The sequence below is a fragment of the Streptomyces sp. NPDC006925 genome (genome assembly GCF_042869575.1).
Classification (GTDB): Bacteria; Actinomycetota; Actinomycetes; order Streptomycetales; family Streptomycetaceae; genus Streptomyces.
On the sequence record NZ_JBIAGB010000005.1, the window covers coordinates 216,438 to 237,799 of the forward strand.

Here is a 21,362-nt window from a genome sequence, read left to right on the forward strand (position 1 = left end):
GCTCAGCCCTCGCCCAGCAGCTTGCCGTCCGAGGTCTCGAACTGCGTCTTGAACTTGTCGACCGCGTCACCCAGCATCTGGATGGTGTCGTCCGACATCTTGGCGCCCTCGCGGATGCTGGTCAGCAGGGGCTGCTCCTCGCGGTGCATGTAGTCCAGCAGCTCGCGCTCGAAGCGCCGGATGTCCTCGACCGGCACGTCGTCCATCTTGCCGTTGGTGCCGGACCAGACGGAGACGACCTGGTCCTCGGTCGAGAACGGGGCGTACTGCGACTGCTTGAGCAGCTCGACCATGCGCTTGCCGCGCTCCAGCGCGCCCTTGGAGGCGTCGTCCAGGTCGGAGCCGAAGGCGGCGAACGCCTCCAGTTCGCGGTACTGGGCCAGGTCCACCCGGAGCGAGCCGGTGATCTGCCGGATCGCCTTGTGCTGGGCCTTGCCACCGACGCGGGAGACGGAGATACCGACGTTCAGCGCCGGGCGCTGGCCCGCGTTGAACAGGTCGGACTCCAGGAAGCACTGGCCGTCGGTGATGGAGATGACGTTGGTCGGAATGAACGCCGAGACGTCGTTGGCCTTGGTCTCGACGATCGGCAGGCCCGTCATCGAGCCCTTGCCCATGTCGTCGGAGAGCTTGGCGCAGCGCTCCAGCAGCCGGGAGTGCAGGTAGAAGACGTCGCCCGGGTAGGCCTCACGGCCCGGCGGACGGCGCAGCAGCAGCGAGACGGCGCGGTAGGCGTCGGCCTGCTTGGACAGGTCGTCGAAGACGACCAGGACGTGCTTGCCCTGGTACATCCAGTGCTGGCCGATGGCCGAGCCGGTGTACGGGGCGATGTACTTGAAGCCGGCCGGGTCGGACGCCGGGGCCGCCACGATGGTGGTGTACTCCAGCGCGCCCGCCTCCTCCAGCGCGCCTCGCACGGACGCGATGGTGGAGCCCTTCTGGCCGACGGCGACGTAGATGCAGCGGACCTGCTTGTCCGGGTCGCCCGAGCGCCAGTTGTCGCGCTGGTTGATGATCGTGTCGACGCACAGCGCGGTCTTGCCGGTCTGGCGGTCGCCGATGACGAGCTGGCGCTGGCCGCGGCCGACCGGCGTCATGGTGTCGACGGCCTTGTAGCCCGTCTCCATCGGCTCGTTGACTTCCTGGCGCTGCATGACCGTCGGGGCCTGGAGCTCCAGGGCACGGCGGCCCTCGGTCTCGATCTCCCCGAGGCCGTCGACCGGCGCACCCAGCGGGTCGACGACACGGCCGAGGTAGCCGTCGCCGACCGGGACCGACAGGACCTCGCCGGTCCGCTGCACCGACTGGCCCTCTTCGATGCCGCTGAACTCACCGAGGACGACCGCACCGATCTCGCGCTCCTCGAGGTTGAGGGCGAGGCCGAGGGTGCCGTCCTCGAACTTCAGCAGCTCGTTCGCCATGGCCGAGGGCAGCCCCTCGACCTTCGCGATGCCATCACTGGCAGCGCTGACCGTACCGACCTCTTCGCGCGAGGCCGCGTCCGGCGTGTACGACTGGACAAAGTTCTCCAGCGCGTCCCGGATCTCATCCGGCCGGATCGTGAGCTCCGCCATCTGGGTTCCCTGCTCTCCTTGTTGGGCCCGTAAGTTCCTTCGGGCTCCGGGGGGCGCTTTCCCCCGACTCCCTGTGTACGGCCCAACTCGGGCCGCTTTCGTGCTTGTTGAGTTGGTTGGCGCTCGCGCGCCGGGGTACTGCTTCAGCCCGCCATCCGGCGTTTGGCCGCTTCCAGCCGGTCGGCGATCGAGCCGTTGATGATCTCGTCGCCCACCCGCACCGTGATCCCGCCGAGGACCTCGGGGTCCACGTCCAGGTTCAGATGCACCTGGCGGCCGTAGAGCGTGGCCAGTGCCGCGCTCAGGCGCCGCTTCTGCTCGTCGCTCAGCGGAACCGCGGAGGTCACGACGGCGACCGAACGGTTGCGCCGCTCGGCAGCCAGCCGGGAGAGGGCTTCCAGCCCACTGTCCAGGCTACGTCCCCGCGGCTGGGTGACCAGCCGGGTCACCAGGCGCTCGGTGGCCGGCCGGACCCGGCCGCCCAGCAGCTCCCGCAGCAGGGCGCGCTTGGCCTCCGGTCCGGCCGTACGGCTGGCGAGCGCCGCACGCAGCTGCGGCGAGGAGGCGGCGGTCCTGCCGAAGCGGAACAGCTCGTCCTCGACGTCGTCCAGCTGCCCGTCCCGCTCGGCCGACACCAGGTCGGCCAGGTCCGCCAGCTCCTCGACGGCGTCCGCCAGGTCGCGCGGCGCGGACCAGCGGGAGCGGACCATGCCGGAGACCAGGTCGGTGGCCGGGCCGCCGACCTGGCCGGCGAGCAGCCGCTGCACCAGCGACGCCTTGGCCTCGCCGTCCTGCGCCGGGTCGGTGAGGGCCCGGCGCAGCGAGACCTCACGCTCCAGCAGCGCGGTGACGGCGGCGAGCTCGTCGGCGAGGGCCGCTGCGTCGACCGAGGTGGAGTCGGTCAGCGCGGTCAGGCTCTCGCGCGCGGCGGCAAGCGCCCCACGGCTCGCACCATTCATCGGGCGGCTCCGCTGGCGTCTGCCTCGGCGGCGTCTTCGAGCCCGTCGAGGAAGCGGTCGATCACGCGGCTCTGCCGGGCGTGGTCGTCGAGCGACTCGCCGACGAGCTTGCCCGCCAGGTCGGTGGCGAGCTTGCCCACGTCCTGGCGCAGCGTCTGCGCGGCCTGCTTGCGGTCGGCCTCGACCTGGGCGTGACCGGCGGCGATGATCTCCTCACGCTGCCGCTGGCCCTCCGCGCGCATCTCGGCGATGAGCGTGGCGCCCTGCTCCTGGGCCTCGGACCGCAGCCGGGCAGCCTCGTGGCGGGCCTCGGCGAGCTGGTCCTTGTACTGCTGGAGTACGTCGGCGGCTTCCTGCTGCGCGGCCTCGGCCTTCTCGATGCCGCCCTCGATGGCGTCACGACGCTCTTCCAGCACCTTGTTGATGCTCGGGAGGAGCTTCTTCCACAGGGCGAAGAAGACGATGGCGAAGGCGAGCAGACCGATGACGAACTCGGGGATCGGCGGGACGAGGGGGTTCTCCTCCTCGGCCGCCATCTGCACGAAGGCGATCACATCAGTGCCTTTCGTCGAAAGGGACGGTCGGTCGCCGGATCAGCTGGGGTAGGCGTAGCCCATGACCAGACCGATCAGCGCCAGCGCCTCACAGAGGGCGAAGCCGAGGATCTGGTTCTGGCGGATGAGGCCGGCGGCCTCGGGCTGCCGGGCGAGCGCCTGCGTGCCGTTGCCGAAGACGATGCCGACGCCGATGCCGGGGCCGATGGCGGCGAGGCCGTAGCCGATCGCGGCGAGGTTGCCCTGGATCTGGACGGCGGCGAGGCTCTGGAGAGCGGACATGCTCGTTACTTCCTTCTCGTTCACGGACCGGTGGGGGTTGGCCACCGGTGGATGGGAAATCGGGTGAGCGGCGGCCGGTCAGTGGCTCTCGGAGAGAGCGCCCTGAATGTAGTTGGTGGCCAGCAGCACGAAGACGTACGCCTGAACCGCCTGGATGAACAGCTCGAAGGCCACCATCAGCACGGTCATGATGAAGGAGACGCCGGAGTAGAGAATGCCGAAGCCGTTCAGCAGGTACCACGTGGCGAGCGTGAACAGCAGCAGCAGGGTGTGCCCGGCGAACATGTTGGCGAAGAGTCGCACCGCGTGCGTGAAAGGACGCACCAGCAGGTTCTGGAAGAGCTCCAGGAACATGATCAGGGGCAGCACCGCACCGAGCGACTTGTCGTAGCCCGAGAGGTTCTTCCAGCCTCCGACGAATCCATTGCGCTTGAACGTGAGGCTGATGTACAGCACGTACACGATCAGGGCCAGGGCCGCCGGGTAGGAGATGACCGACGTCACGGGGAACTGGGCGAGCGGAATGACCGCCCACATGTTCATGATCCAGACGAAGAAGAACAGCGAGACGATCAGCGGAACGTACTTCTCGCCTTCCTTCTTGCCGAGCCCCTCGTACACGACACCGCGGCGGATGAAGTCGTACCCGGCCTCGCCGACCATCTGGAGTTTGCCCGGCACCAGCTTCGGCCTGGCGAAAGCGGCCCAGAAGAACCAGACGATCGCGACCGTGCCCACCAGCGCCAGCAGCATGGTCTTGTTGAACTCGATGCCACCGACGGTGAACAGCGGCTTGAAGATGAACGAATGGACTCCGGGCGCCTCGAAGCCGCAGCCGGAGAAGATGTGGCAATCGGTCTCGAAGGCGAGCATCTGGTCAGCACTCACCGCGAGCTCCTTCTGCATGGCGCATGTATACGGCTACCTCGGTGTGTCGGCGCGGCGTGCGACCGCGGAGCGGCACTGGACTGGTCTTGCGGATTGGGGGGCGGCGGCCGGCCGGAGAGCGAGAGCGCCCGTTCCGTCTCCCGGAACGCGGAACCTCGACCGTCCCCGCCTGCTGCGCCGCAGTTGGTCTCGGACGATAGCAGTTGCTCGAACGAGCACTTATCCCGCCCCTACGTGCCACTGGCCTTCTCGCCGGAGCTGGAGGAGGGCTCGACGTAGAGGATCTTCGCCTTCATGTGTGCCCTGGTCTGCGCGGCCACCCACACGATGGTGCTGGCGAGAAGGGCGAGGGCGAAGCTCCTGGTGTCGAAGAGGGTCGTGTCCCGGAACGCGATCAGCACCACGAGCAGCAGCAGGATCTGCGTCGTGTAGAGCAGCAGACCCATCGCCTGAAAGAGGTGCGGGAGGGACTTGGCCGTGCGCTGCAGAGCGTAGAGACCCATCCCCATGAAGAGGATCGCCACGAGCGCTCCGGCGGCACCGCCGATCGCTCCCTTGCTTCCGGCGAAGACGCCGCTGATCACTGCGGCCACGACAGCGGCCACGGCGGTCGGGACGGCGCAGTGCAGCAGCATGCGTGCGTCGTTCGACTGCATGTGGTGTGCTCCGGGGGAAATCTGGGGGACGTGAATCGTCGAGGAAGAGCGTAGCCCGGCACGGAGGACGGGCCTCCCGCAGAAGAGCCCGCGAGAGTGCGGAACTTCGGCTGGCCACCGGGTTTCGTGAACGGTATCACAAACTATTTGATGAGGTCTTTACCTACTTGGTGTGCCCCCCGTCACACGCAGGTGTGACGGGGGGCATCTCTGGCTGACGCCAGCCACTTTGTCTGGTATCAGAGGCTTCCACTGCTCACGGAGCAGCTCACTCAGGGGTGTTGATCTTCTTCTCCCGGGTGAACTGCCGACGTTCCCCGATGGCCGTCGCCCCGTGCAACCCGGCCATCGCGGGCTCCCGCTCCGCCTCCCGCGGCGCCGGCCGCTCCCCCGCGGCCTCCGCGTCCTCCGCGGCCGAATCCGGCGTCGTCACCTCGGCGTCCGCCGTCTCCCGCCCACCCCGTCGGTACCGGGGCGGCAGCACCCGCTGCGCCCAGCCGGGCACCCGCGGCGTGTAGCGCGGCATCAGCAGCACGACCAGGCCCACGGCGCTCAGCAGCACGATCGTCAGCACGATGGCGAGGCTGGAGGAGCGCACCGAGAAGGCCACGGCCCCGAAGGCGATCAACGCGGCCCAGAAGTACATGATCAGCACGGCACGGCTGTGCGAGTGCCCGACCTCCAGCAGCCGGTGGTGCAGATGCCCCCGGTCGGCCGCGAACGGCGAGCGGCCGTTCCAGGTGCGGCGCACGATCGCCATCACCAGGTCGGCCACCGGGATCGCGATGATGCTCAGCGGCAGCAGCAACGGCATGTACAGCGGCACCATCGTGTGCACCGCGGACTTGACCGAACCGGTGTGCTCGACCATCAGGTCCGGGTCGACCTGGCCGGTGATGGAGACCGCGCCCGCGGCCAGGACCAGGCCGATCAGCATCGAACCGGAGTCGCCCATGAAGATGCGGGCCGGATGCATGTTGTGCGGCAGGAAGCCCAGGCACATCCCCATCAGCACGGCCGCGAAGAGCGTGGCAGGGGCCGCCGCCTCGATGCCGTAGCCGTACCAGATGCGGTAGGCGTACATGAAGAACGCCACACTCGCGATGCAGACCATGCCCGAGGCGAGGCCGTCCAGGCCGTCCACGAAGTTCACCGCGTTGATGGTGATCACCACCAGCGCCACCGTGAGCAGCGTGCCCTGGAAGGGGGTGAGTGCGACGTTCCCCACGCCCGGCACGGGCAGCCACAGGATCGTCAACCCCTGGAGCACCATCACGCCGGCGGCGATCATCTGCCCGCCGAGCTTCACCAGCGCATCGACACCCCACTTGTCGTCCAGCACGCCGATCAGCCAGATCAGCCCGGCACCCGAGAGCAGCGCCCGGGGCTCATCGGAAAGAGTGAACAGCTTCCCGATGTTGGTGAGTTGTGAAGCGACCAACAGCCCCGCGCACAGCCCGCCGAACATCGCGATGCCGCCGAGCCGGGGAGTCGGCTCCCGGTGCACGTCGCGCGCGCGGACCGGAGGCATCGCGCCCGCCGCGATGGCGAACTTCCGCACCGGCCCGGTCAGCAAGTAGGTGACCGCGGCCGTGACGCACAGCGTCAGCAGATATTCACGCACCGGAAGGGCTCCCCAGAGGTCTCGCAGTTCGTACGCAGGCCCGGTCGGCCGGGCTGTTCAGGCCCACACCATAGGACACGCTCACCGCCGACCGCTGGTTCTGGTGTGGCGCTACGCGGTGGTGCGGCCGGGAGGGCACGGTCTAGGCAGGCGCCGGGACCCCCGTCAGGGCGGTGACCACCGGATCCAGCGCGCCGCTGATCTCCTCGCCGACGCTGCGGAAGTACGGGATCGGCGCACCGTAGGGATCGTAGATCTCGTCCGCCTCCGGGCTCGGCGCCAGCAGCCAGCCGCGCAGCGCGGCCGCCGCCTGCACCAGCGCGCGGGCGCGCTCGACCACGTCCTCGGGGCTGCCCGCGACCGGCAGCGTCGCGGGGTCTATCGCCCGCACCAGCCGGGTGAACTCCTTGAGCGTGAAGGTGCGCAGGCCCGCGGAGTGGCCCATGGAGATCACCTGCGCACGGTGGTCGCGGGTGGCCGTCAGCACCAGGTCGGCGCGGATCACGTGCTCGTCCAGCAGCTCGCGCCCGGTGAACCCCTCGGCGTCCGCACCGTGTTCGAGCAGCACGGCGACCGCGTTCTCCTCCATGGGCGCGCCCTCGTGCCCCCACGTCCCCGCACTCTCGACCACGAGGCCGCCCGTGCGGCGCTCCCCGAGCCGGTCGGCCAGGGCATGCCGGGTGAGCCGCTCGGTGATCGGCGAGCGGCACACGTTGCCTGTGGAGACGTGGAGGATACGGAACGCGCCGTCGGCGCCGCTTATGCCGCCGGCCGCAGCCGGCCCACGCCCGGGTGGGGCGGTCACTACGGGGCCACCTCCAGGCCCGGTACGACCTTGCGCAGCTCGTCGGCGTCGATGGCGCCCGCTCGCAGCAACACCGGCACCGAGCCGGTGACATCCACGATCGACGAGGGCACGTTGTCCTGGGTGGGGCCGCCGTCCAGGTAGACGGCGACGGACTCGCCCAGCATCTCCTGGGCCTCGTCGCAGTCCTTCGGCGCCGGGTGCCCGGAGAGGTTGGCCGAGGAGACGGCCATCGGGCCGAACTCGTTCAGCAGCTCGATGGCGACCGGGTGCAGCGGCATCCGCACCGCCACCGTGCCATGGGTCTCCCCCAGGTCCCAGGTCAGCGACGGCTGGTGCCGGGCCACCAGGGTGAGCGCGCCGGGCCAGAAGGCGTCGACCAGTTCCCAGGCCGCCTCGGAGAAGTCCGTGACCAGGCCGTGCAGCGTGTTCGGCGAACCCACCAGGACCGGCGAGGGCATGCCGCGGCCGCGCCCCTTGGCCTCCAGCAGATCGCCGACCGCGTCCGCGCTGAACGCGTCCGCACCGACGCCGTAGACGGTGTCGGTCGGCAGCACGACGAGTTCTCCGCGCCTGACGGCCGAGGCGGCCTCGCGGAGGCCGGTCGCCCGGTCGGTCGCGTCGGAGCAGTCGTATCGCCGTGCCATTACGGCACCTCCCTGCGTGCAGTGGCAAAACGGGGCCGGTTGTTGAGGTCGGGGTGGTCCGCGGCGTCAGCCCAGCCGCGGTCCTCGGTGAAGATCCAGGGCACCTGCCCGCCCTGGGTGTCGGCGTGCTCGACGACCACGACGCCGCCGGGGCGCAGCAGCCGGTGGGCGGTGCGCTCCAGGCCGCGGATGACATCCAGGCCGTCCTCGCCGGAGAACAGCGCGACCTGGGGGTCGTGGTCGCGGGCCTCCGGCGCCACATACTCCCACTCGGTGAGCGGAATGTAGGGCGGGTTGGAGATCACCAGGTCGACCTGGCCGTCCAGCTCGCCCAGCGCCGTCCGCGCGTCGCCCTGGTGCAGGGTCACCCGCGAGCCCTCGACATTCTTGCGCGCCCACACCAGCGCCGACTCGTCCAGCTCCACAGCGTGCACCCGGGAGCGGGGCACCTCCTGCGCGAGCGCCAGCGCGATGGCCCCCGAACCGGTGCACAGGTCCACGATCAGCGGCTCGGCCACGTCCATCGCCCGTACCGCGTCTATCGCCCAGCCGACCACGGACTCGGTCTCGGGCCGGGGCACGAAGACGCCCGCTCCCACATACAGCTCCAGGTAGCGGAAGAAGGCCCGCCCCGTGATGTGCTGAAGCGGTTCGCGGGCCTCGCGGCGGGCCACCGCCTCCCAGTAGCGCGCGTCGAAGTCGGCGTCGGCGACGCGGTGCAGCTCGCCCCGCCCCACGCCGTGCACGAAGGCGGCCAGCTCCTCCGCGTCGAAGCGCGGTGAGGGCACACCCGCGTCGGCCAGCCTCTGGGTGGCCTGGGCCACCTCGGCGAGCAGCACGTTCACTCCGTCCCCCTCCCGGGCGTCATTGAGCGGCGGCCAGCTTGGCCGCGGAGTCCGCGTCCACGCACGCCTGGATGACCGGGTCGAGCTCGCCGTCCAGCACCTGGTCCAGGTTGTAGGCCTTGAACCCGACGCGGTGGTCGGAGATGCGGTTCTCCGGGAAGTTGTAGGTGCGCACCCGCTCGGACCTGTCGACCGTGCGAACCTGGCTGCGGCGGGCGTCCGAAGCCTCCTTCTCGGCCTCCTCCTGCGCCGCGGCCAGCAGCCGCGCGCGGAGGATGCGCAAGGCCTGCTCCTTGTTCTGGAGCTGGCTCTTCTCGTTCTGGCAGGAGACGACGATGCCGGTCGGCTCGTGGGTGATGCGCACGGCCGAGTCGGTGGTGTTCACCGACTGCCCGCCCGGCCCGGAGGACCGGTAGACGTCGATGCGCAGGTCGTTCGGGTTGATCTCCACGTCCACGTCCTCCGCCTCCGGAAGCACCAGGACGCCGGCCGCCGAGGTGTGGATGCGGCCCTGGGACTCGGTGGCGGGCACCCGCTGCACGCGGTGCACCCCGCCCTCGTACTTCAGCCGCGCCCACACGCCCTGGCCCGGCTCGGCCGAGCCCTTGGTCTTCACGGCGACCTGGACGTCCTTGTAGCCGCCGAGGTCGGACTCGTTGGACTCGATCAGCTCGGTCTTCCAGCCGAGGCGCTCGGCGTAGCGCAGATACATCCGCAGCAGGTCCCCGGCGAACAGCGCGGACTCGTCGCCGCCCTCACCCGCCTTGATCTCCAGGATGACGTCCTTGTCGTCGCTGGGGTCGCGCGGGACCAGCAGCAGCCGCAGCCGCTCGGTGAGCTCCTCGCGGCGCCGCTCCAGCACCTTGATCTCGTCGGCGAAGTCCGGGTCCTCCGCGGCCAGTTCCCGCGCCGTGCCGATGTCGTCCCCGGTCCGCTTCCACTCGCTGTAGGCGGTGACGATGGGGGTGAGTTCGGCGTAACGCTTGTTGAGCCGGCGGGCACCCGCCTGGTCGGCGTGGATCGCCGGATCGGCGAGTCGCCGCTCCAGGTCGGCGTGCTCGCCGACGAGTTCCTCGACCGCCTCGAACATCGTGGCCATCCCTTGCTGATGAGTGGGGGCGCACCGCCGCGCAGCGGGCAGCGGGCGGGCGCCTGGGGCGCTGAGCACCAAAAGAGCGCCGGGCCGCGCTGCCCGGCAGGGGCAGCCGCGGACCGGCGCTGGGGTGTCGCTACTTCTTGGCGCTGCCGGCGCTCTTGCCGAAGCGGGCCTCGAAGCGGGCCACGCGGCCACCGGTGTCGAGGATCTTCTGCTTGCCGGTGTAGAAGGGGTGGCAGGCCGAGCAGATGTCCGCGCGGATCACGCCTTCCGGCATGGTCGTCCGCGTGGTGAACGAGTTGCCGCAGGTGCAGCTCACCTGGGTCTCGCGGTACTCGGGGTGGATGTCGCGCTTCAAGGTCACTCCTAGGTTCGGGAGGGCACCGGGTCGGGAGACGGGTTGTTTCCCGTGAACCGGGGCCGACGGTCCAGTTTGCCACTGGTGGCCGCACCCCCCAAAACCGGGGGGACGGGCCCGGTATTCCCGGCACCGCCCCCACTGCCCGGCCGGGAGACTCCGGCGCGGCCCGGCGGTCCCCGGCGCCTCGCCCGGCCGGACCGCTCGCCCGGCCGGACCGCCCCTCCGGGGGACGCCGCGGCGCGGGTCAGCCGTCGGACTGCCGTCCGGTGCCGGCCTGCGGGGTCGCGGAGGCACTGGCGCGGCCGTCGTCCACCACGCCGCCGATGTCGGTCCTGTCGCCCGCCGAGCCCTTGGTGGCGGACTTCGGCACCGGCTCGTCGTGCCGGAGCGCCGACCAGACCTTCTCGGTCTTGGAGCGGATCTGCACCACCCGGTTCGGGTCCTCGGGGTCGTAGGCGACCGGCAGCGTCGTCATCCGGATGTCGTCGGACTTGATGCCCTTGAGCGTCTTGGCCATGCCGGTCAGCTTGCCGACCGAGTCCAGCTCCGAGTCGGTGGTGACCGCGGAGGTCGCGGTGTCCGCCAGGTCGTAGAGCTTCTTGGGGCTGCTGAACAGGCCGACGCTGTTGACCTGGTCGATCAGTGCCTTGAGGAACGCCTGCTGGAGCTGGATGCGGCCCAGGTCGCTGCCGTCGCCCACCCCGTGCCGGGTGCGGACCAGGCCGAGGGACTGCTCGCCGTCGAGGCGGTGGGTGCCCGCCTTGAGCTTCAGGTGGCTGTCCTTGTCGTCGATCGCCTTGTGGGTGGTCATCTCGACGCCGCCGAGGGTGTCGATGAGCTTCTGGAAGCCGGCGAAGTCGACCTCGAGGTAGTGGTCCATCCGGACGCCGGAGAGGGATTCGACGGTCTTGACGGCGCAGGCGGGGCCGCCGACCTTGTACGCGGAGTTGAACATGGCCCGCTGGGCGGGGACGGTCCTGCCCTTCTCGGACCCGTCGCCCTTGCAGCTCGGGCGCTGCACCACGGTGTCCCGGGGTATGGAGACGACGCTGGCCTTGTCGTGCTTCTCGTTGATGTGCAGCACCATCGCCGTGTCCGAGCGGGCGCCGCCCTCGTTCTTGCCGTACTTCGCGTTGGCTCCGGCGCGGCTGTCCGAGCCGAGCACCAGTATGTCCATGGAGCCGTCCGGGGTGTCCTCCGGCCGGTCCGCGCCCAGGGCCGCGTTGATGTCGACGCCGGATATGTTGCCGTCGAGCTTGAAGTAGACGAAGCCCAGGCTTCCCCCGCCGAGCACGAGCGCGCCCGCCACGGTCCAGGCCGCGACCCGCACGGCACGCCGGCTTCCGCTGAGCGGCCTGCGGCGACGGCCGGTGGCACGTATGCCCCCGGAGCGGCGCGCTGCCGCCGTGTCGCCCTCGTAGCTGTCGCCCGCCATGGTCACTTCCCTCAGTCCTGCCTCGTGCCGCCGTGTGTCCTGCGTGGACGCCGTGCGGTCGTTCCGGTCAAGGCGTCGTCCCCGCGGGGGACGCGCTGTCTCGCCGGAAGGGTTGCACAACGCGTCGCCACGCTCGGCAGGAGCGCGGGTCGGCACTGCGGCGTACGGACCGGGCCGCAACGCGGCACTGCTCCCGTTTTACCTGCGACGACGCGCTCGCGCCTGCCGAGCGGCGGGCGGGCACCGGCGGGAGGCGCTGTGGGGAAGCTCTCAGCGGCCCGGACGCACGGCGAGGGCCGCCCCACCGTGCGTGGTGGGGCGGCCCTCGCGCTCACCCGTCCGGGCGACGGAGCGGCTCGCGGACCGGGGTCCGGGCCGCTCCGGGCGCCGTCGGCTGCCGGGCGACGTCAGTCCTGGCCGCCGGGGGTCGGGGTGTTCTTCTGGATCTGGAGCAGGAACTCCGCGTTGGACTTCGTCTGCTTCATCTTGTCCAGCAGCAGCTCGATGGCCTGCTGCTGGTCCAGGGCGTGCAGCACGCGCCGCAGCTTCCAGACGATCTGGAGCTCCTCGTTCGCCATGAGGATCTCCTCCTTGCGGGTGCTGGACGCGTCCACGTCCACCGCGGGGAAGATCCGCTTCTCGGCGAGCTTGCGGTCGAGCTTGAGCTCCATGTTGCCGGTGCCCTTGAACTCCTCGAAGATGACCTCCTCCATCCGGGAGCCGGTCTCCACCAGCGCCGCGGCGAGGATCGTCAGGGAGCCGCCGTCCTCGATGTTGCGCGCCGCGCCGAAGAACTTCTTCGGCGGGTACAGCGCCGTGGAGTCCACACCACCGGAGAGGATGCGCCCCGAGGCGGGCGCGGCGAGGTTGTAGGCGCGGGCGAGCCGGGTGATGTTGTCCAGCAGGATCACCACGTCGTGCCCCAGCTCCACCAGCCGCTTGGCCCGCTCGATGGCGAGCTCGGCGATGGTGGTGTGGTCCTCGGCCGGGCGGTCGAAGGTCGAGGAGATGACCTCGCCCTTGACCGACCGCTGCATGTCGGTGACCTCTTCCGGACGCTCGTCGACCAGGACGACCATCAGATGGCACTCGGGGTTGTTCCGGGTGATCGAGTTGGCGATCGACTGCAGCACCATCGTCTTGCCCGCCTTGGGCGGGGCCACGATCAGACCGCGCTGGCCCTTGCCGACCGGCGAGACCAGGTCGATGATCCGGGGAGTGAGCTGGTTGGGCTCCGTCTCCAGCCGCAGCCGCTCCTGCGGGTAGAGCGGGGTGAGCTTGTTGAACTCGGAGCGGCCCTTGCCGTCGTCGGGCGTCATGCCGTTGACCGAGTCCAGCCGGACCAGCGCGTTGAACTTCTCGCGCCGCTCGCCCTCCCGCGGCTGGCGCACCGCGCCGGTGACGTGGTCGCCCTTGCGCAGGCCGTTCTTGCGGACCTGGGCCAGCGAGACGTACACGTCGTTCGGCCCCGGCAGGTAGCCCGAGGTGCGCACGAACGCGTAGTTGTCGAGGATGTCGAGGATGCCCGCGACGGGGATCAGGACGTCGTCCTCGGCGATCTGCGGCTCGAAGTCCTCGCGGCCGCCGCGGCGGCCCCTGCGGTCCCGGTAGCGGCCGCGCCGACCGCGGCGGCCGCCGCCGTCGTCGTCGAAGCCGTCGTCGCGGCGGCCGCCGCCACCGCCGCCCTGGTTCTGCTGGCCGCCGCCGCCACCGCCGTCGTTCTTGTTGCGGTTGCGGTCGCGGTCGCGGTCGCGCTGGCGCTCGCGCTTGGAGGGGCGGTCCTGCTGCTGCTTGCCCTCACCGGAGGAGCCGCCCTTGCCGTCCTTCTCGGAGCGCTCGGCCCGGCCGTCCCGGTTGTCCTTGCCGTCCTGCTTGCCCTCGGCGCCGGACCGGCCGTCCGGACGGCCCTCGGCGCCCTCGGCCTCGCCCTTGGCGCGGCGGCCGCGGCCGCCCTCCTGGGCCGCCTTGGCGTCGCCCTCGGTCTGGCCGGGGATGTCGATCTGGCCCTGCCCGTCCTGCTGCGCGGCCTCGGCCTCGCCGGTGCGGGCCCGGGAGGTGGCGCGGCGCCTGGGCTTGGCCTCCTCGGCGCCCTCGCCACCGGACGCGGTGTCCGCGGTGTCGGCGCTCTTGGCGGGCTTGGCCTGCTTGCTCTCGGCGGTCTTGCCGCCCTTGTCCGAGGCCGCGGGCGCGGAGTCCGAACTTCCGCCTGCCTGGCGCTCCTTGATGACCTCGATCAGTTGGCTCTTGCGCATCCGCGCGGTGCCCTTGATACCGAGGCCGGAGGCGACCTGCTGGAGCTCGGCCAGAACCATGCCCTCCAGCCCCGTGCCGGAGCGCCGTCGCCTGGGTGCGGCACCGGAGGCAGGCGTGGCGGATGCGTCCGTGGCGGGCGCCGCGGCACCGTCGGCGGCGGTATCGGCGTTCACGCCCATCAGATCGGTGGTGTCGCTCACGAAGGGTCCTTCCCTGGAGCGGACGTCGGCCAGTCTGGCTCGGCGACCGGTTGTGCTGTCCGGCTGCGGTCCGGTCTGTGCGGACCTGGCCGGGGCGGTGGTCCCGCCTGGATGTACGGCGGGCAGATCAGTACGTGGGTTCGGCGTGAAGCCTCGACATGGATGTCCTTCACGTCGGCTCCGGAGCGTGTTCGCCGCTGCCCGGCAACGGCCCGAGCAGTGTGGGAGGCTCCTGGAAGAAGAGGTGGTCCCTACTGGAGCTACCAGGGGAACACGCAAGCACCGCACTCTTCGGACCATCACACTTACCTGTGCGAAGCCCACGAGACTGCACGTGCAGACTTGAGGTTAACACTACCGGATCCAACAAACATTCCCCCTCTCGAAGATCCGCAACCCGCTGTCACCGGGACCCGCTGTCCGTACCTCCCGGCGCGCTCCCGGCCTCGTCAGCACCGCTCCGGGCGCCCGCGGAGAGCGGCAGGACGCTTGCTCCGTCCAGGTCGAGAGCCAGCCGGTTCGCCGTCCAGCCCTCACCCGCCAGCCGGGACACCTTGTCGGCCTCGCCCTCGTCCGAGGCCAGCGCCAGCACCGTCGGGCCCGCTCCCGAGATCACGGCGGGGACGCCCTCGCTGCGCAGCCGGCCGACCAGATCCGCGCTCTCCGTCATCGCCGGAGCCCGGTACTCCTGGTGCAGCCGGTCCTCGGTTGCGGCCAGCAGCAGCTCCGGGCGGCGCGTCATGGCCTCCACCAGCAGCGCCGCGCGGCCCGCGTTGAACGCCGCGTCGACGTGCGGCACGGTGCGCGGCAGCAGCCCTCGGGCGGTCTGCGTGAGCAGGGGCTGCGCGGGGACGAAGACCACCGGGACGAGGGAGGCGGCGGGCGCCATCCGCAGCGCGCGGGCCGCGCCGCCGTCCGTCCAGGCCAGGGTGAAGCCGCCGAGCAGGCAGGCGGCGACGTTGTCGGGATGGCCCTCGATCTCGGTGGCCAGCTCCAGCAGCGCGGTGTCGTCCAGCCGGGCCTCGCCGCCGGTGGTCACGGCGCGGGCCGCCATCACCCCGGCGCAGATGGCGGCGGAGGAGGAGCCCAGGCCGCGGCCGTGCGGGATGCGGTTGGCGCACACCACCTCCAGGCCGCGCGGCTGCCCGCCCAGCAGGTCGAAGGCGGTGCGCAGGGAGCGGACGAGCAGGTGTTCCTCGTCCCGGGGCAGGGCCTCGGCGCCCTCGCCCGCGATGTCGATGTGCAGACCGGAGTCGGCGACGCGGACCACCACGTCGTCATAGATCCCCAGGGCGAGACCGAGTGCGTCGAAGCCGGGGCCGAGATTGGCGCTGGTGGCGGGGACACGCACTCGGACGGCGGCGGCGCGGAACGCGGGACCGGCCATCTCTCGATGACTCTCCTTGGTTTGGGTGTGCGGAGCATCCCCTCGACCGCGGCTGGGCCGGACCGGTCACGGCTCCGGGCACACCCGTGGCGGGGACGTACGGGAGTCGGGGTGAAACTCAGCCTATCGAAGGTGGGTTCACTGGCGACATAGGGCGCACGGGAGGCGCACGATGCGTGTCGTAAGCCTCCCCGTGCTTCCGCGCGGTACGCGTCCGTACCGCGCGCCGAACCTTCCCGCCCCGGAGGGGGGCCGGCCCGGGTGGGCCGGTCGGGGTGGGCGGTTCGGTCGAGACCCGCACCAGGGGTCTGCCCCGGCGACCACCCCGGGGAAACCCGCTGAGCGGATCCGGTCCGGAACTCCGGTCCGGAAGTCCGGCGCGGCGGACCGCCGGCGCGGCGGACCGCACCGGCGACGCCACCGGGTCAGACCAGGCCGAGGCGCTCGGCGGCGGCGTCCGCGTCGACGGGGACCACGATCGGCTGCGGCGCGCCCGCCACGGCCCAGTCCGGGTCCTTGAGCCCGTTGCCGGTGACGGTGCAGACGATCCGCTGCCCGGGATCGACCCGGCCCTGCTCGGCGGCCTGCAGCAGACCCGCCACCGAGGCGGCCGAGGCGGGCTCCACGAAGACACCTTCCTGCGCGGCCAACAGCCGGTAGGCACGCAGGATCTGACGGTCGGTCACCGCGTCGATGAATCCGCCCGACTCGTCGCGCGCCTGCTCGGCCAGGGTCCAGGACGCCGGGTTGCCGATCCGGATGGCGGTGGCGATGGTGCTCGGCTCCTTGACGGCCTCGCCCCGCACGATCGGCGCCGCACCCGACGCCTGGTAGCCCCACATCCGCGGGGTGCGGGCGGCCGGACCGTCCTGGTGGTACTCGCGGTAGCCCTTCCAGTAGGCCGTGATGTTGCCCGCGTTGCCCACCGGGAGGACGTGGATGTCGGGCGCGTCGCCGAGCATGTCCACGATCTCGAAGGCCGCGGTCTTCTGCCCCTCGATCCGCACCGGATTGACGGAATTGACCAGCGCCACCGGATATTTGTCCGACAGTCCGCGGGCCAGCTCCAGGCAGTCGTCGAAGTTGCCGTCGACCTGCAGGATCTTCGCGCCGTGCACCAGCGCCTGGCCCATCTTGCCCAGCGCGATCTTGCCCTGCGGCACCAGCACGGCGCAGACCATCCCGGCCCGCACGGCGTAGGCCGCCGCCGAAGCGGAGGTGTTCCCGGTGGAGGCGCAGATGACGGCCTGGGCCCCCTCCTCCTTGGCACGGGTGATGGCCATCGTCATCCCGCGGTCCTTGAAGGAACCGGTGGGATTGGCGCCCTCGACCTTGAGGTGGACGTCGCAGCCGGTCAGCTCGGAGAGCTTCTGGGCCGGCACCAGCGGCGTGCCGCCCTCACGGAGGGTGACGGGCGCGGTCCCGGGTGCCACCGGCAGCCGGTCCCTGTACTCCTCGATGATGCCGCGCCACTGCGGGCGCCCCGCACCGGGCCCGGCGGCGGGCGCGGCTGAAGCGCCGGCGTCGCCGGCCTCCCGCATCTGTGACATCGCAGGCTCCATGACGGTCACTGTTCCTCGGCTCCCTTACTGACCATTGTCCGACGCTGCCCACCGCGCCGGGCTGCTCGCGCCGCGTGCCGCAGGCCGCGGCCGCGCCCTCGCGCCTTCTCCGGTCCGCCGCCCCGCGCGTTCCCGCGGACGGCGCCCGGCACGCTCACTCCCCCTCGACCCGCATGATGCTGGCCACCCCGCGCACCGTGTCGAGTCCGCGGAGCGCCTCGACCGTCGCGCCGAGCGCCGCGTCCTGGGCACGGTGGGTGACCACGACGAGCCAGGCACCGTCGTGCGGACCCTCCTTGCCCTTCTGCCGCACGGTGTCGATGGAGACCCCGTGCTCGGCGAAGACCATCGCCACCTGCGCCAGCACACCCGGCTTGTCGGCGACGTCCAGGCTGATGTGGTAGCGGGTGACGACCTCGCCCATGGGCGAGACGGGCAACTGCGCGTAGGCCGACTCGCCGGGGCCACGGCCGCCGCTGAGCTTGTTGCGGCAGGCGGCCACCAGGTCGCCGAGCACGGCGGAGGCGGTGGGCGAGCCCCCCGCCCCCGGGCCGTAGAACATCAGCTGCCCCGCCGCCTCGGACTCGACGAAGACGGCGTTGTACGCCTCCCGCACCGAGGCCAGCGGATGGCTGAGCGGCAGCATCGCGGGGTGCACCCGTGCGGTCACCGAGCGGCCGTCCGCGGCCCGCTCGCAGATGGCCAGGAGCTTGACGGTGCAGCCCATGCGTTTCGCCGAGGCGATGTCGGCCGCCGTGACCTCGGCCAGGCCCTCGCGGTGCACGTCGTCCAGCCGCACCCGGGTGTGGAAGGCGATTCCGGCCAGGATGGCGGCCTTGGCGGCCGCGTCGAAGCCCTCCACATCGGCGGTGGGGTCGGCCTCCGCGTAGCCCAGCGCGGTGGCCTCGTCCAGCGCCTCGCTGTAGCCGGCGCCGGTGGACTCCATCCGGTCGAGGATGAAGTTGGTGGTGCCGTTGACGATGCCCAGCACACGGTTGACCTTGTCGCCCGCCAGGGACTCGCGCAGCGGGCGCACCAACGGGATGGCGGCGGCCACGGCCGCCTCGTAGAAGAGGTCGACGCCGTACTTGTCGGCGGACTCGTGGAGAGTGGAGCCGTCCTCGGCCAGCAGCGCCTTGTTCGCGGTCACGACGCTGGCACCGTGCTCGAAGGCCGAGGTGATCAGGGTCCGGGCGGGCTCCAGGCCGCCGATGACCTCGACCGCCACGTCGATGTCCGGGCGCGCGGCCAGCGCCGCCGCGTCGGTGGTCACCAGCGCCGGGTCGATGCCCGCACGGACCCGGTCGGGACGGCGTACGGCGACCCCGGCCAGTTCGACCGGGGCGCCGATACGCTGCGCGAGGTCCTCCGCGTGCGTCGTCATGATGCGTGCCACCTCTGAGCCGACGACCCCACAGCCCAGCAGCGCCACCTTCAGCGGACGCGTACGCATCATCTGACCTCTTCTTCTCGACTTCGTCTCGTGCAGACCGCCTTCCGGCCTGCCGCACCCGGCGTTTCGTCCCGTCAAGTCTCACTTACCGATACGGAGATTCCACACCTGTTCCAGTATGTGGGACGTATATCTCGCTAACCGACATCGAGCCGCAGGAGATCCTCCTCCGTCTCGCGGCGCACGATCGTCCGCGCCTGCCCGTCCCGCACCGCGACGACCGGCGGCCGCAACGCGTGGTTGTAGTTGCTCGCCATCGAACGGCAGTACGCGCCGGTCGCGGGCACGGCCAGCAGATCACCCGGCGCCAGGTCGGCGGGCAGGAAAGCGTCCCGTACGACGATGTCACCGCTCTCGCAGTGCTTGCCGACCACCCGGCTGAGCATCGGCTCCGCCGCCGAGGCCCGGGAGACCAGCGCCACGCTGTACTCGGCGTCGTAGAGCGCCGTACGGATGTTGTCCGACATCCCGCCGTCCACGCTCACGTACGTCCGCAGCCCCTCCAGCTCCTTGAGCGTGCCGACCTCGTACAGCGTGAACGCCGTCGGCCCGGCGATGGCACGCCCCGGCTCCACCGACAGCCGCGGCACCGCCAGCCCCGCCGCCTCGCACTCCCGGGTGACGATGTCCCCCAGCGCCTTGGCGATCTCGTGCGGCTCGCGCGGATCGTCCTCGGGCGTGTAGGCGATCCCCAGTCCGCCGCCCAGATCGATCTCCGGCAGCTCGACCCCGTGCTCGTCCCGGACCCGGGTCAGCAGCCCCACCACGCGGCGGGCCGAGACCTCGAAACCGGCCATGTCGAAGATCTGCGAGCCGATGTGCGAGTGGATCCCGGTCAGCTCCAGGCTGTCCAGCATCAGAACCCGGCGCACCGCCTCGGCCGCCGGCCCCTCCCCGGCCCCGGACGAGCCGCCCCCGGCGAGCGCCAGCCCGAACTTCTGGTCCTCGTGCGCGGTCGCGATGAACTCGTGCGTGTGCGCCTCGACACCGACCGTGACCCGGATCTGCACCGGCTGCCGCCGCCCCAGCCGCGCGGCGGTGTGCGCGACCCGGGCGATCTCCTGGAACGAGTCCAGCACGATCCGCCCCACACCCGCCTCGACGGCCCGCTGGATCTCCTCGTCGGACTTGTTGTTGCCGTGCAGCGCGATGCGCTCGGCCGGCATCCCCGCGTCCAGCGCGGTCGCCAGCTCGCCGCCCGAGCACACGTCGAGGTTCAGCCCCTCCTCGTACAGCCAGCGCACGACGGCCCGGGAGAGGAACGCCTTCCCCGCGTAGTAGACGTCGGCCTCGGGCCCGAAGGCGTCCCGCCAGGCGCGGCAGCGAGCCCGGAAGTCGCTCTCGTCCATCACATACGCCGGGGTGCCGAACTCCTCGGCCAGGCGGCGCACGTCCAGACCGCCGACCGCGACGGCCCCCTCCGGGGTGCGCTCCACGGTCTGCGCCCACACGCGGGGGTCGAGCGAATTGAGATCGGCCGGAGGCGCCGTGTAGTGGCCCTCGGGAAGAACGTCGGCGTGCCGGGGCCCTGCCGGGTGTGCGGAACGGCTCATGATCGTGTCCCTGTGTCCCTGGATTGCGAAATGTCTACAGATGCGCGGGTGCGCTGACGCCGAGCTGGGACAGGCCGCCTGCCAGCACCGCTCCGGTGGCCTCGGCGAGAGCCAGCCGGCCGCGGTGCGCGGCCCCGGGTTTCTCCCCACCGCGGGGCAGTGGCGGACACACGTCGTGGAAGGCGGCGAACGCCTGGGCGACGGCGTCCAGATGCCGCGCCAGCGGCCCGGCCGCCGTGATCCGCGCCCGGTCCGCGAGCAGCGCCAGCAACCGGGCACCCGCGGCATCGAGCGGCACCGCGCTCTCGGCCTCCGGACGCAGCCCGAGCCGCCGCCCGTTGCGCAGCAGCGAGCAGACCCGGGCGTGCGCGTACTGCACCCGGAAGAGCGAACTCGCGCGCTCGGTACGCACGGCGAGCACCGCCGGATCCTCACCGATGGCCGCGGCCCAGCGCGGAATGTCACGGGCGGGGACGTCGGTCGGTGCGGTGGGGGGCGCCTCGTCGTCGGCGGGTGCGGTGGGCGGTGTCCCGGAGCCAGGCGGTGTCCCGGAGCCAGGCGGTGTCCCGGAGCCAGGCGGTGTCCCGGAGCCAGGCGGTGTCCGCCGGCCCGCGGTCGCGGTCGGCGCCGCGGTCCCGGCGGTCGAGTCTGCGTTCCCGGTCGGGGCGGTCCCGGCCAGGACTGCGGGCTCGGTCGGCCCACTCCCCGTCAACGCACGCAGCAGCGCGACCCGGGCGTCGTTCGTCAGAGTGACGTTCACGAACCCGCCCCCGACGACCTCGGCACCGCCGACCGCGTCCACATCCCCCTCAAGGCGGGCGCACAGCAGTTGCGCGACCTCTCGCGCGGGACGGCCGCAGGCTGCCGCGACCTGGAAGGCGACCCCGGTCGCATAGTCACCGGCACCCCGCCGGGGCGGGGACTCCACCACGACACGTACGCCACCGAAGAGAGCCGCGTCACCCTCAGCACCCTCCCCCACGAAGCGGGCGACGACCTCACCATCGGGACCGTCGGGCAGCACATGAGGAAGTGCCTGCCGGATGGTGCGGGAGAGCTGGGCGGGGGTCACAGAGCAAGCGTATGGGAGGTGGGGTGGGTCCGCGCGAACCGGTTTCGGCAGCTGGGACGTCTCCGCGGCCCCCACCGACACCGCGCTCACGCACTGCGCCGACCCGGCGACGCACGGCATCAGGACGAGGGCAACGCGGAGTGCGGGATACGAGGG

19 protein-coding genes are annotated in these 21,362 nt (G+C 71.4%); all 19 read right to left on the minus strand.

The annotated features are described in order from the left end of the window. Positions 1–2 precede the first annotated feature (2 nt). Complete coding sequence (atpA, locus tag ACFYNS_RS10130) at positions 3–1,574, minus strand: F0F1 ATP synthase subunit alpha (protein ID WP_360294271.1); 1,572 nt, start codon at positions 1,572–1,574, stop codon at positions 3–5. Positions 1,575–1,717: 143 nt separating this feature from the next. Beyond that, positions 1,718–2,533, minus strand: coding sequence for a F0F1 ATP synthase subunit delta (locus tag ACFYNS_RS10135; protein WP_360294274.1), 816 nt, complete (start codon positions 2,531–2,533; stop codon positions 1,718–1,720). Further along, complete coding sequence (locus ACFYNS_RS10140) at positions 2,530–3,069, minus strand: F0F1 ATP synthase subunit B (RefSeq protein ID WP_388546573.1); 540 nt, start codon at positions 3,067–3,069, stop codon at positions 2,530–2,532. The genes ACFYNS_RS10135 and ACFYNS_RS10140 overlap by 4 nt, the downstream gene beginning before the upstream one ends. Before the next feature lie 57 nt (positions 3,070–3,126). After that, a complete protein-coding gene (atpE, locus tag ACFYNS_RS10145; RefSeq protein ID WP_019354619.1) occupies positions 3,127–3,369 on the minus strand; it encodes an ATP synthase F0 subunit C in 243 nt (80 codons plus the stop codon). Positions 3,370–3,447: 78 nt separating this feature from the next. Beyond that, complete coding sequence (gene atpB / locus ACFYNS_RS10150; RefSeq protein WP_019354618.1) at positions 3,448–4,275, minus strand: F0F1 ATP synthase subunit A; 828 nt, start codon at positions 4,273–4,275, stop codon at positions 3,448–3,450. A 212-nt stretch (positions 4,276–4,487) separates the two neighbouring features. Next, positions 4,488–4,913, minus strand: coding sequence for a hypothetical protein (locus ACFYNS_RS10155; RefSeq protein WP_276477802.1), 426 nt, complete (start codon positions 4,911–4,913; stop codon positions 4,488–4,490). Between the two features lie 268 nt (positions 4,914–5,181). Further along, on the minus strand, positions 5,182–6,537 hold the full coding sequence (locus ACFYNS_RS10160; RefSeq protein WP_360294279.1) for an MraY family glycosyltransferase: 1,356 nt from the start codon (positions 6,535–6,537) through the stop codon (positions 5,182–5,184). Between the two features lie 142 nt (positions 6,538–6,679). Beyond that, positions 6,680–7,342, minus strand: coding sequence for a low molecular weight phosphatase family protein (locus tag ACFYNS_RS10165; RefSeq protein WP_019354615.1), 663 nt, complete (start codon positions 7,340–7,342; stop codon positions 6,680–6,682). Next, on the minus strand, positions 7,342–7,989 hold the full coding sequence (locus ACFYNS_RS10170) for an L-threonylcarbamoyladenylate synthase (protein ID WP_019354614.1): 648 nt from the start codon (positions 7,987–7,989) through the stop codon (positions 7,342–7,344). The genes ACFYNS_RS10165 and ACFYNS_RS10170 overlap by 1 nt, the downstream gene beginning before the upstream one ends. Further along, on the minus strand, positions 7,989–8,834 hold the full coding sequence (gene prmC / locus ACFYNS_RS10175; protein ID WP_075001956.1) for a peptide chain release factor N(5)-glutamine methyltransferase: 846 nt from the start codon (positions 8,832–8,834) through the stop codon (positions 7,989–7,991). Before prmC ends, ACFYNS_RS10170 begins: the two co-directional genes overlap by 1 nt. Positions 8,835–8,853: 19 nt before the next feature. Then, positions 8,854–9,924: a peptide chain release factor 1 gene (gene prfA, locus ACFYNS_RS10180; RefSeq protein ID WP_360294295.1), complete on the minus strand. Its 1,071-nt coding sequence runs from the start codon at positions 9,922–9,924 to the stop codon at positions 8,854–8,856. Positions 9,925–10,063: 139 nt separating this feature from the next. Next, positions 10,064–10,288, minus strand: a complete 225-nt coding sequence (gene rpmE / locus ACFYNS_RS10185) for a 50S ribosomal protein L31 (RefSeq protein ID WP_276477804.1) — start codon at positions 10,286–10,288, stop codon at positions 10,064–10,066. Positions 10,289–10,535: 247 nt separating this feature from the next. Then, positions 10,536–11,726, minus strand: a complete 1,191-nt coding sequence (locus tag ACFYNS_RS10190; protein ID WP_360294284.1) for an LCP family protein — start codon at positions 11,724–11,726, stop codon at positions 10,536–10,538. Between the two features lie 407 nt (positions 11,727–12,133). After that, entirely contained in the window at positions 12,134–14,179 is a 2,046-nt protein-coding gene (gene rho / locus ACFYNS_RS10195; protein WP_388601991.1) for a transcription termination factor Rho, read from the minus strand. Positions 14,180–14,582: 403 nt separating this feature from the next. Beyond that, positions 14,583–15,566, minus strand: a complete 984-nt coding sequence (gene thrB / locus ACFYNS_RS10200) for a homoserine kinase (RefSeq protein WP_360294289.1) — start codon at positions 15,564–15,566, stop codon at positions 14,583–14,585. Positions 15,567–15,991: 425 nt separating this feature from the next. After that, a complete protein-coding gene (thrC, locus tag ACFYNS_RS10205) occupies positions 15,992–17,107 on the minus strand; it encodes a threonine synthase (RefSeq protein WP_388602109.1) in 1,116 nt (371 codons plus the stop codon). A gap of 175 nt (positions 17,108–17,282) precedes the next feature. Next, positions 17,283–18,581, minus strand: coding sequence for a homoserine dehydrogenase (locus ACFYNS_RS10210; protein WP_388602110.1), 1,299 nt, complete (start codon positions 18,579–18,581; stop codon positions 17,283–17,285). Positions 18,582–18,718: 137 nt separating this feature from the next. After that, positions 18,719–20,134, minus strand: a complete 1,416-nt coding sequence (lysA, locus tag ACFYNS_RS10215) for a diaminopimelate decarboxylase (protein ID WP_360289488.1) — start codon at positions 20,132–20,134, stop codon at positions 18,719–18,721. Positions 20,135–20,168: 34 nt separating this feature from the next. Beyond that, positions 20,169–21,206: a DALR anticodon-binding domain-containing protein gene (locus tag ACFYNS_RS10220; protein WP_388601993.1), complete on the minus strand. Its 1,038-nt coding sequence runs from the start codon at positions 21,204–21,206 to the stop codon at positions 20,169–20,171. Between the last annotated feature and the right edge of the window lie 156 nt (positions 21,207–21,362).

Excerpts from the sequence above, each read along its gene's own strand:
- atpA (WP_360294271.1), bottom strand. The coding sequence starts at position 1,574 with ATGGCGGAGCTCACGATCCGGCCGGATGAGATCCGGGACGCGCTGGAG.
- ACFYNS_RS10155 (WP_276477802.1), bottom strand. The coding sequence starts at position 4,913 with ATGCAGTCGAACGACGCACGCATGCTGCTGCACTGCGCCGTCCCGACC.
- ACFYNS_RS10135 (WP_360294274.1), bottom strand. The coding sequence starts at position 2,533 with ATGAATGGTGCGAGCCGTGGGGCGCTTGCCGCCGCGCGCGAGAGCCTG.
- ACFYNS_RS10140 (WP_388546573.1), bottom strand. The coding sequence starts at position 3,069 with ATGGCGGCCGAGGAGGAGAACCCCCTCGTCCCGCCGATCCCCGAGTTC.
- ACFYNS_RS10170 (WP_019354614.1), bottom strand. The coding sequence starts at position 7,989 with ATGGCACGGCGATACGACTGCTCCGACGCGACCGACCGGGCGACCGGC.
- ACFYNS_RS10210 (WP_388602110.1), bottom strand. The coding sequence starts at position 18,581 with ATGCGTACGCGTCCGCTGAAGGTGGCGCTGCTGGGCTGTGGGGTCGTC.
- atpB (WP_019354618.1), bottom strand. The coding sequence starts at position 4,275 with ATGCAGAAGGAGCTCGCGGTGAGTGCTGACCAGATGCTCGCCTTCGAG.
- prfA (WP_360294295.1), bottom strand. The coding sequence starts at position 9,924 with ATGTTCGAGGCGGTCGAGGAACTCGTCGGCGAGCACGCCGACCTGGAG.
- thrB (WP_360294289.1), bottom strand. The coding sequence starts at position 15,566 with ATGGCCGGTCCCGCGTTCCGCGCCGCCGCCGTCCGAGTGCGTGTCCCC.
- ACFYNS_RS10190 (WP_360294284.1), bottom strand. The coding sequence starts at position 11,726 with ATGGCGGGCGACAGCTACGAGGGCGACACGGCGGCAGCGCGCCGCTCC.
- thrC (WP_388602109.1), bottom strand. The coding sequence starts at position 17,107 with ATGCGGGAGGCCGGCGACGCCGGCGCTTCAGCCGCGCCCGCCGCCGGG.
- lysA (WP_360289488.1), bottom strand. The coding sequence starts at position 20,134 with ATGAGCCGTTCCGCACACCCGGCAGGGCCCCGGCACGCCGACGTTCTT.
- atpE (WP_019354619.1), bottom strand. The coding sequence starts at position 3,369 with ATGTCCGCTCTCCAGAGCCTCGCCGCCGTCCAGATCCAGGGCAACCTC.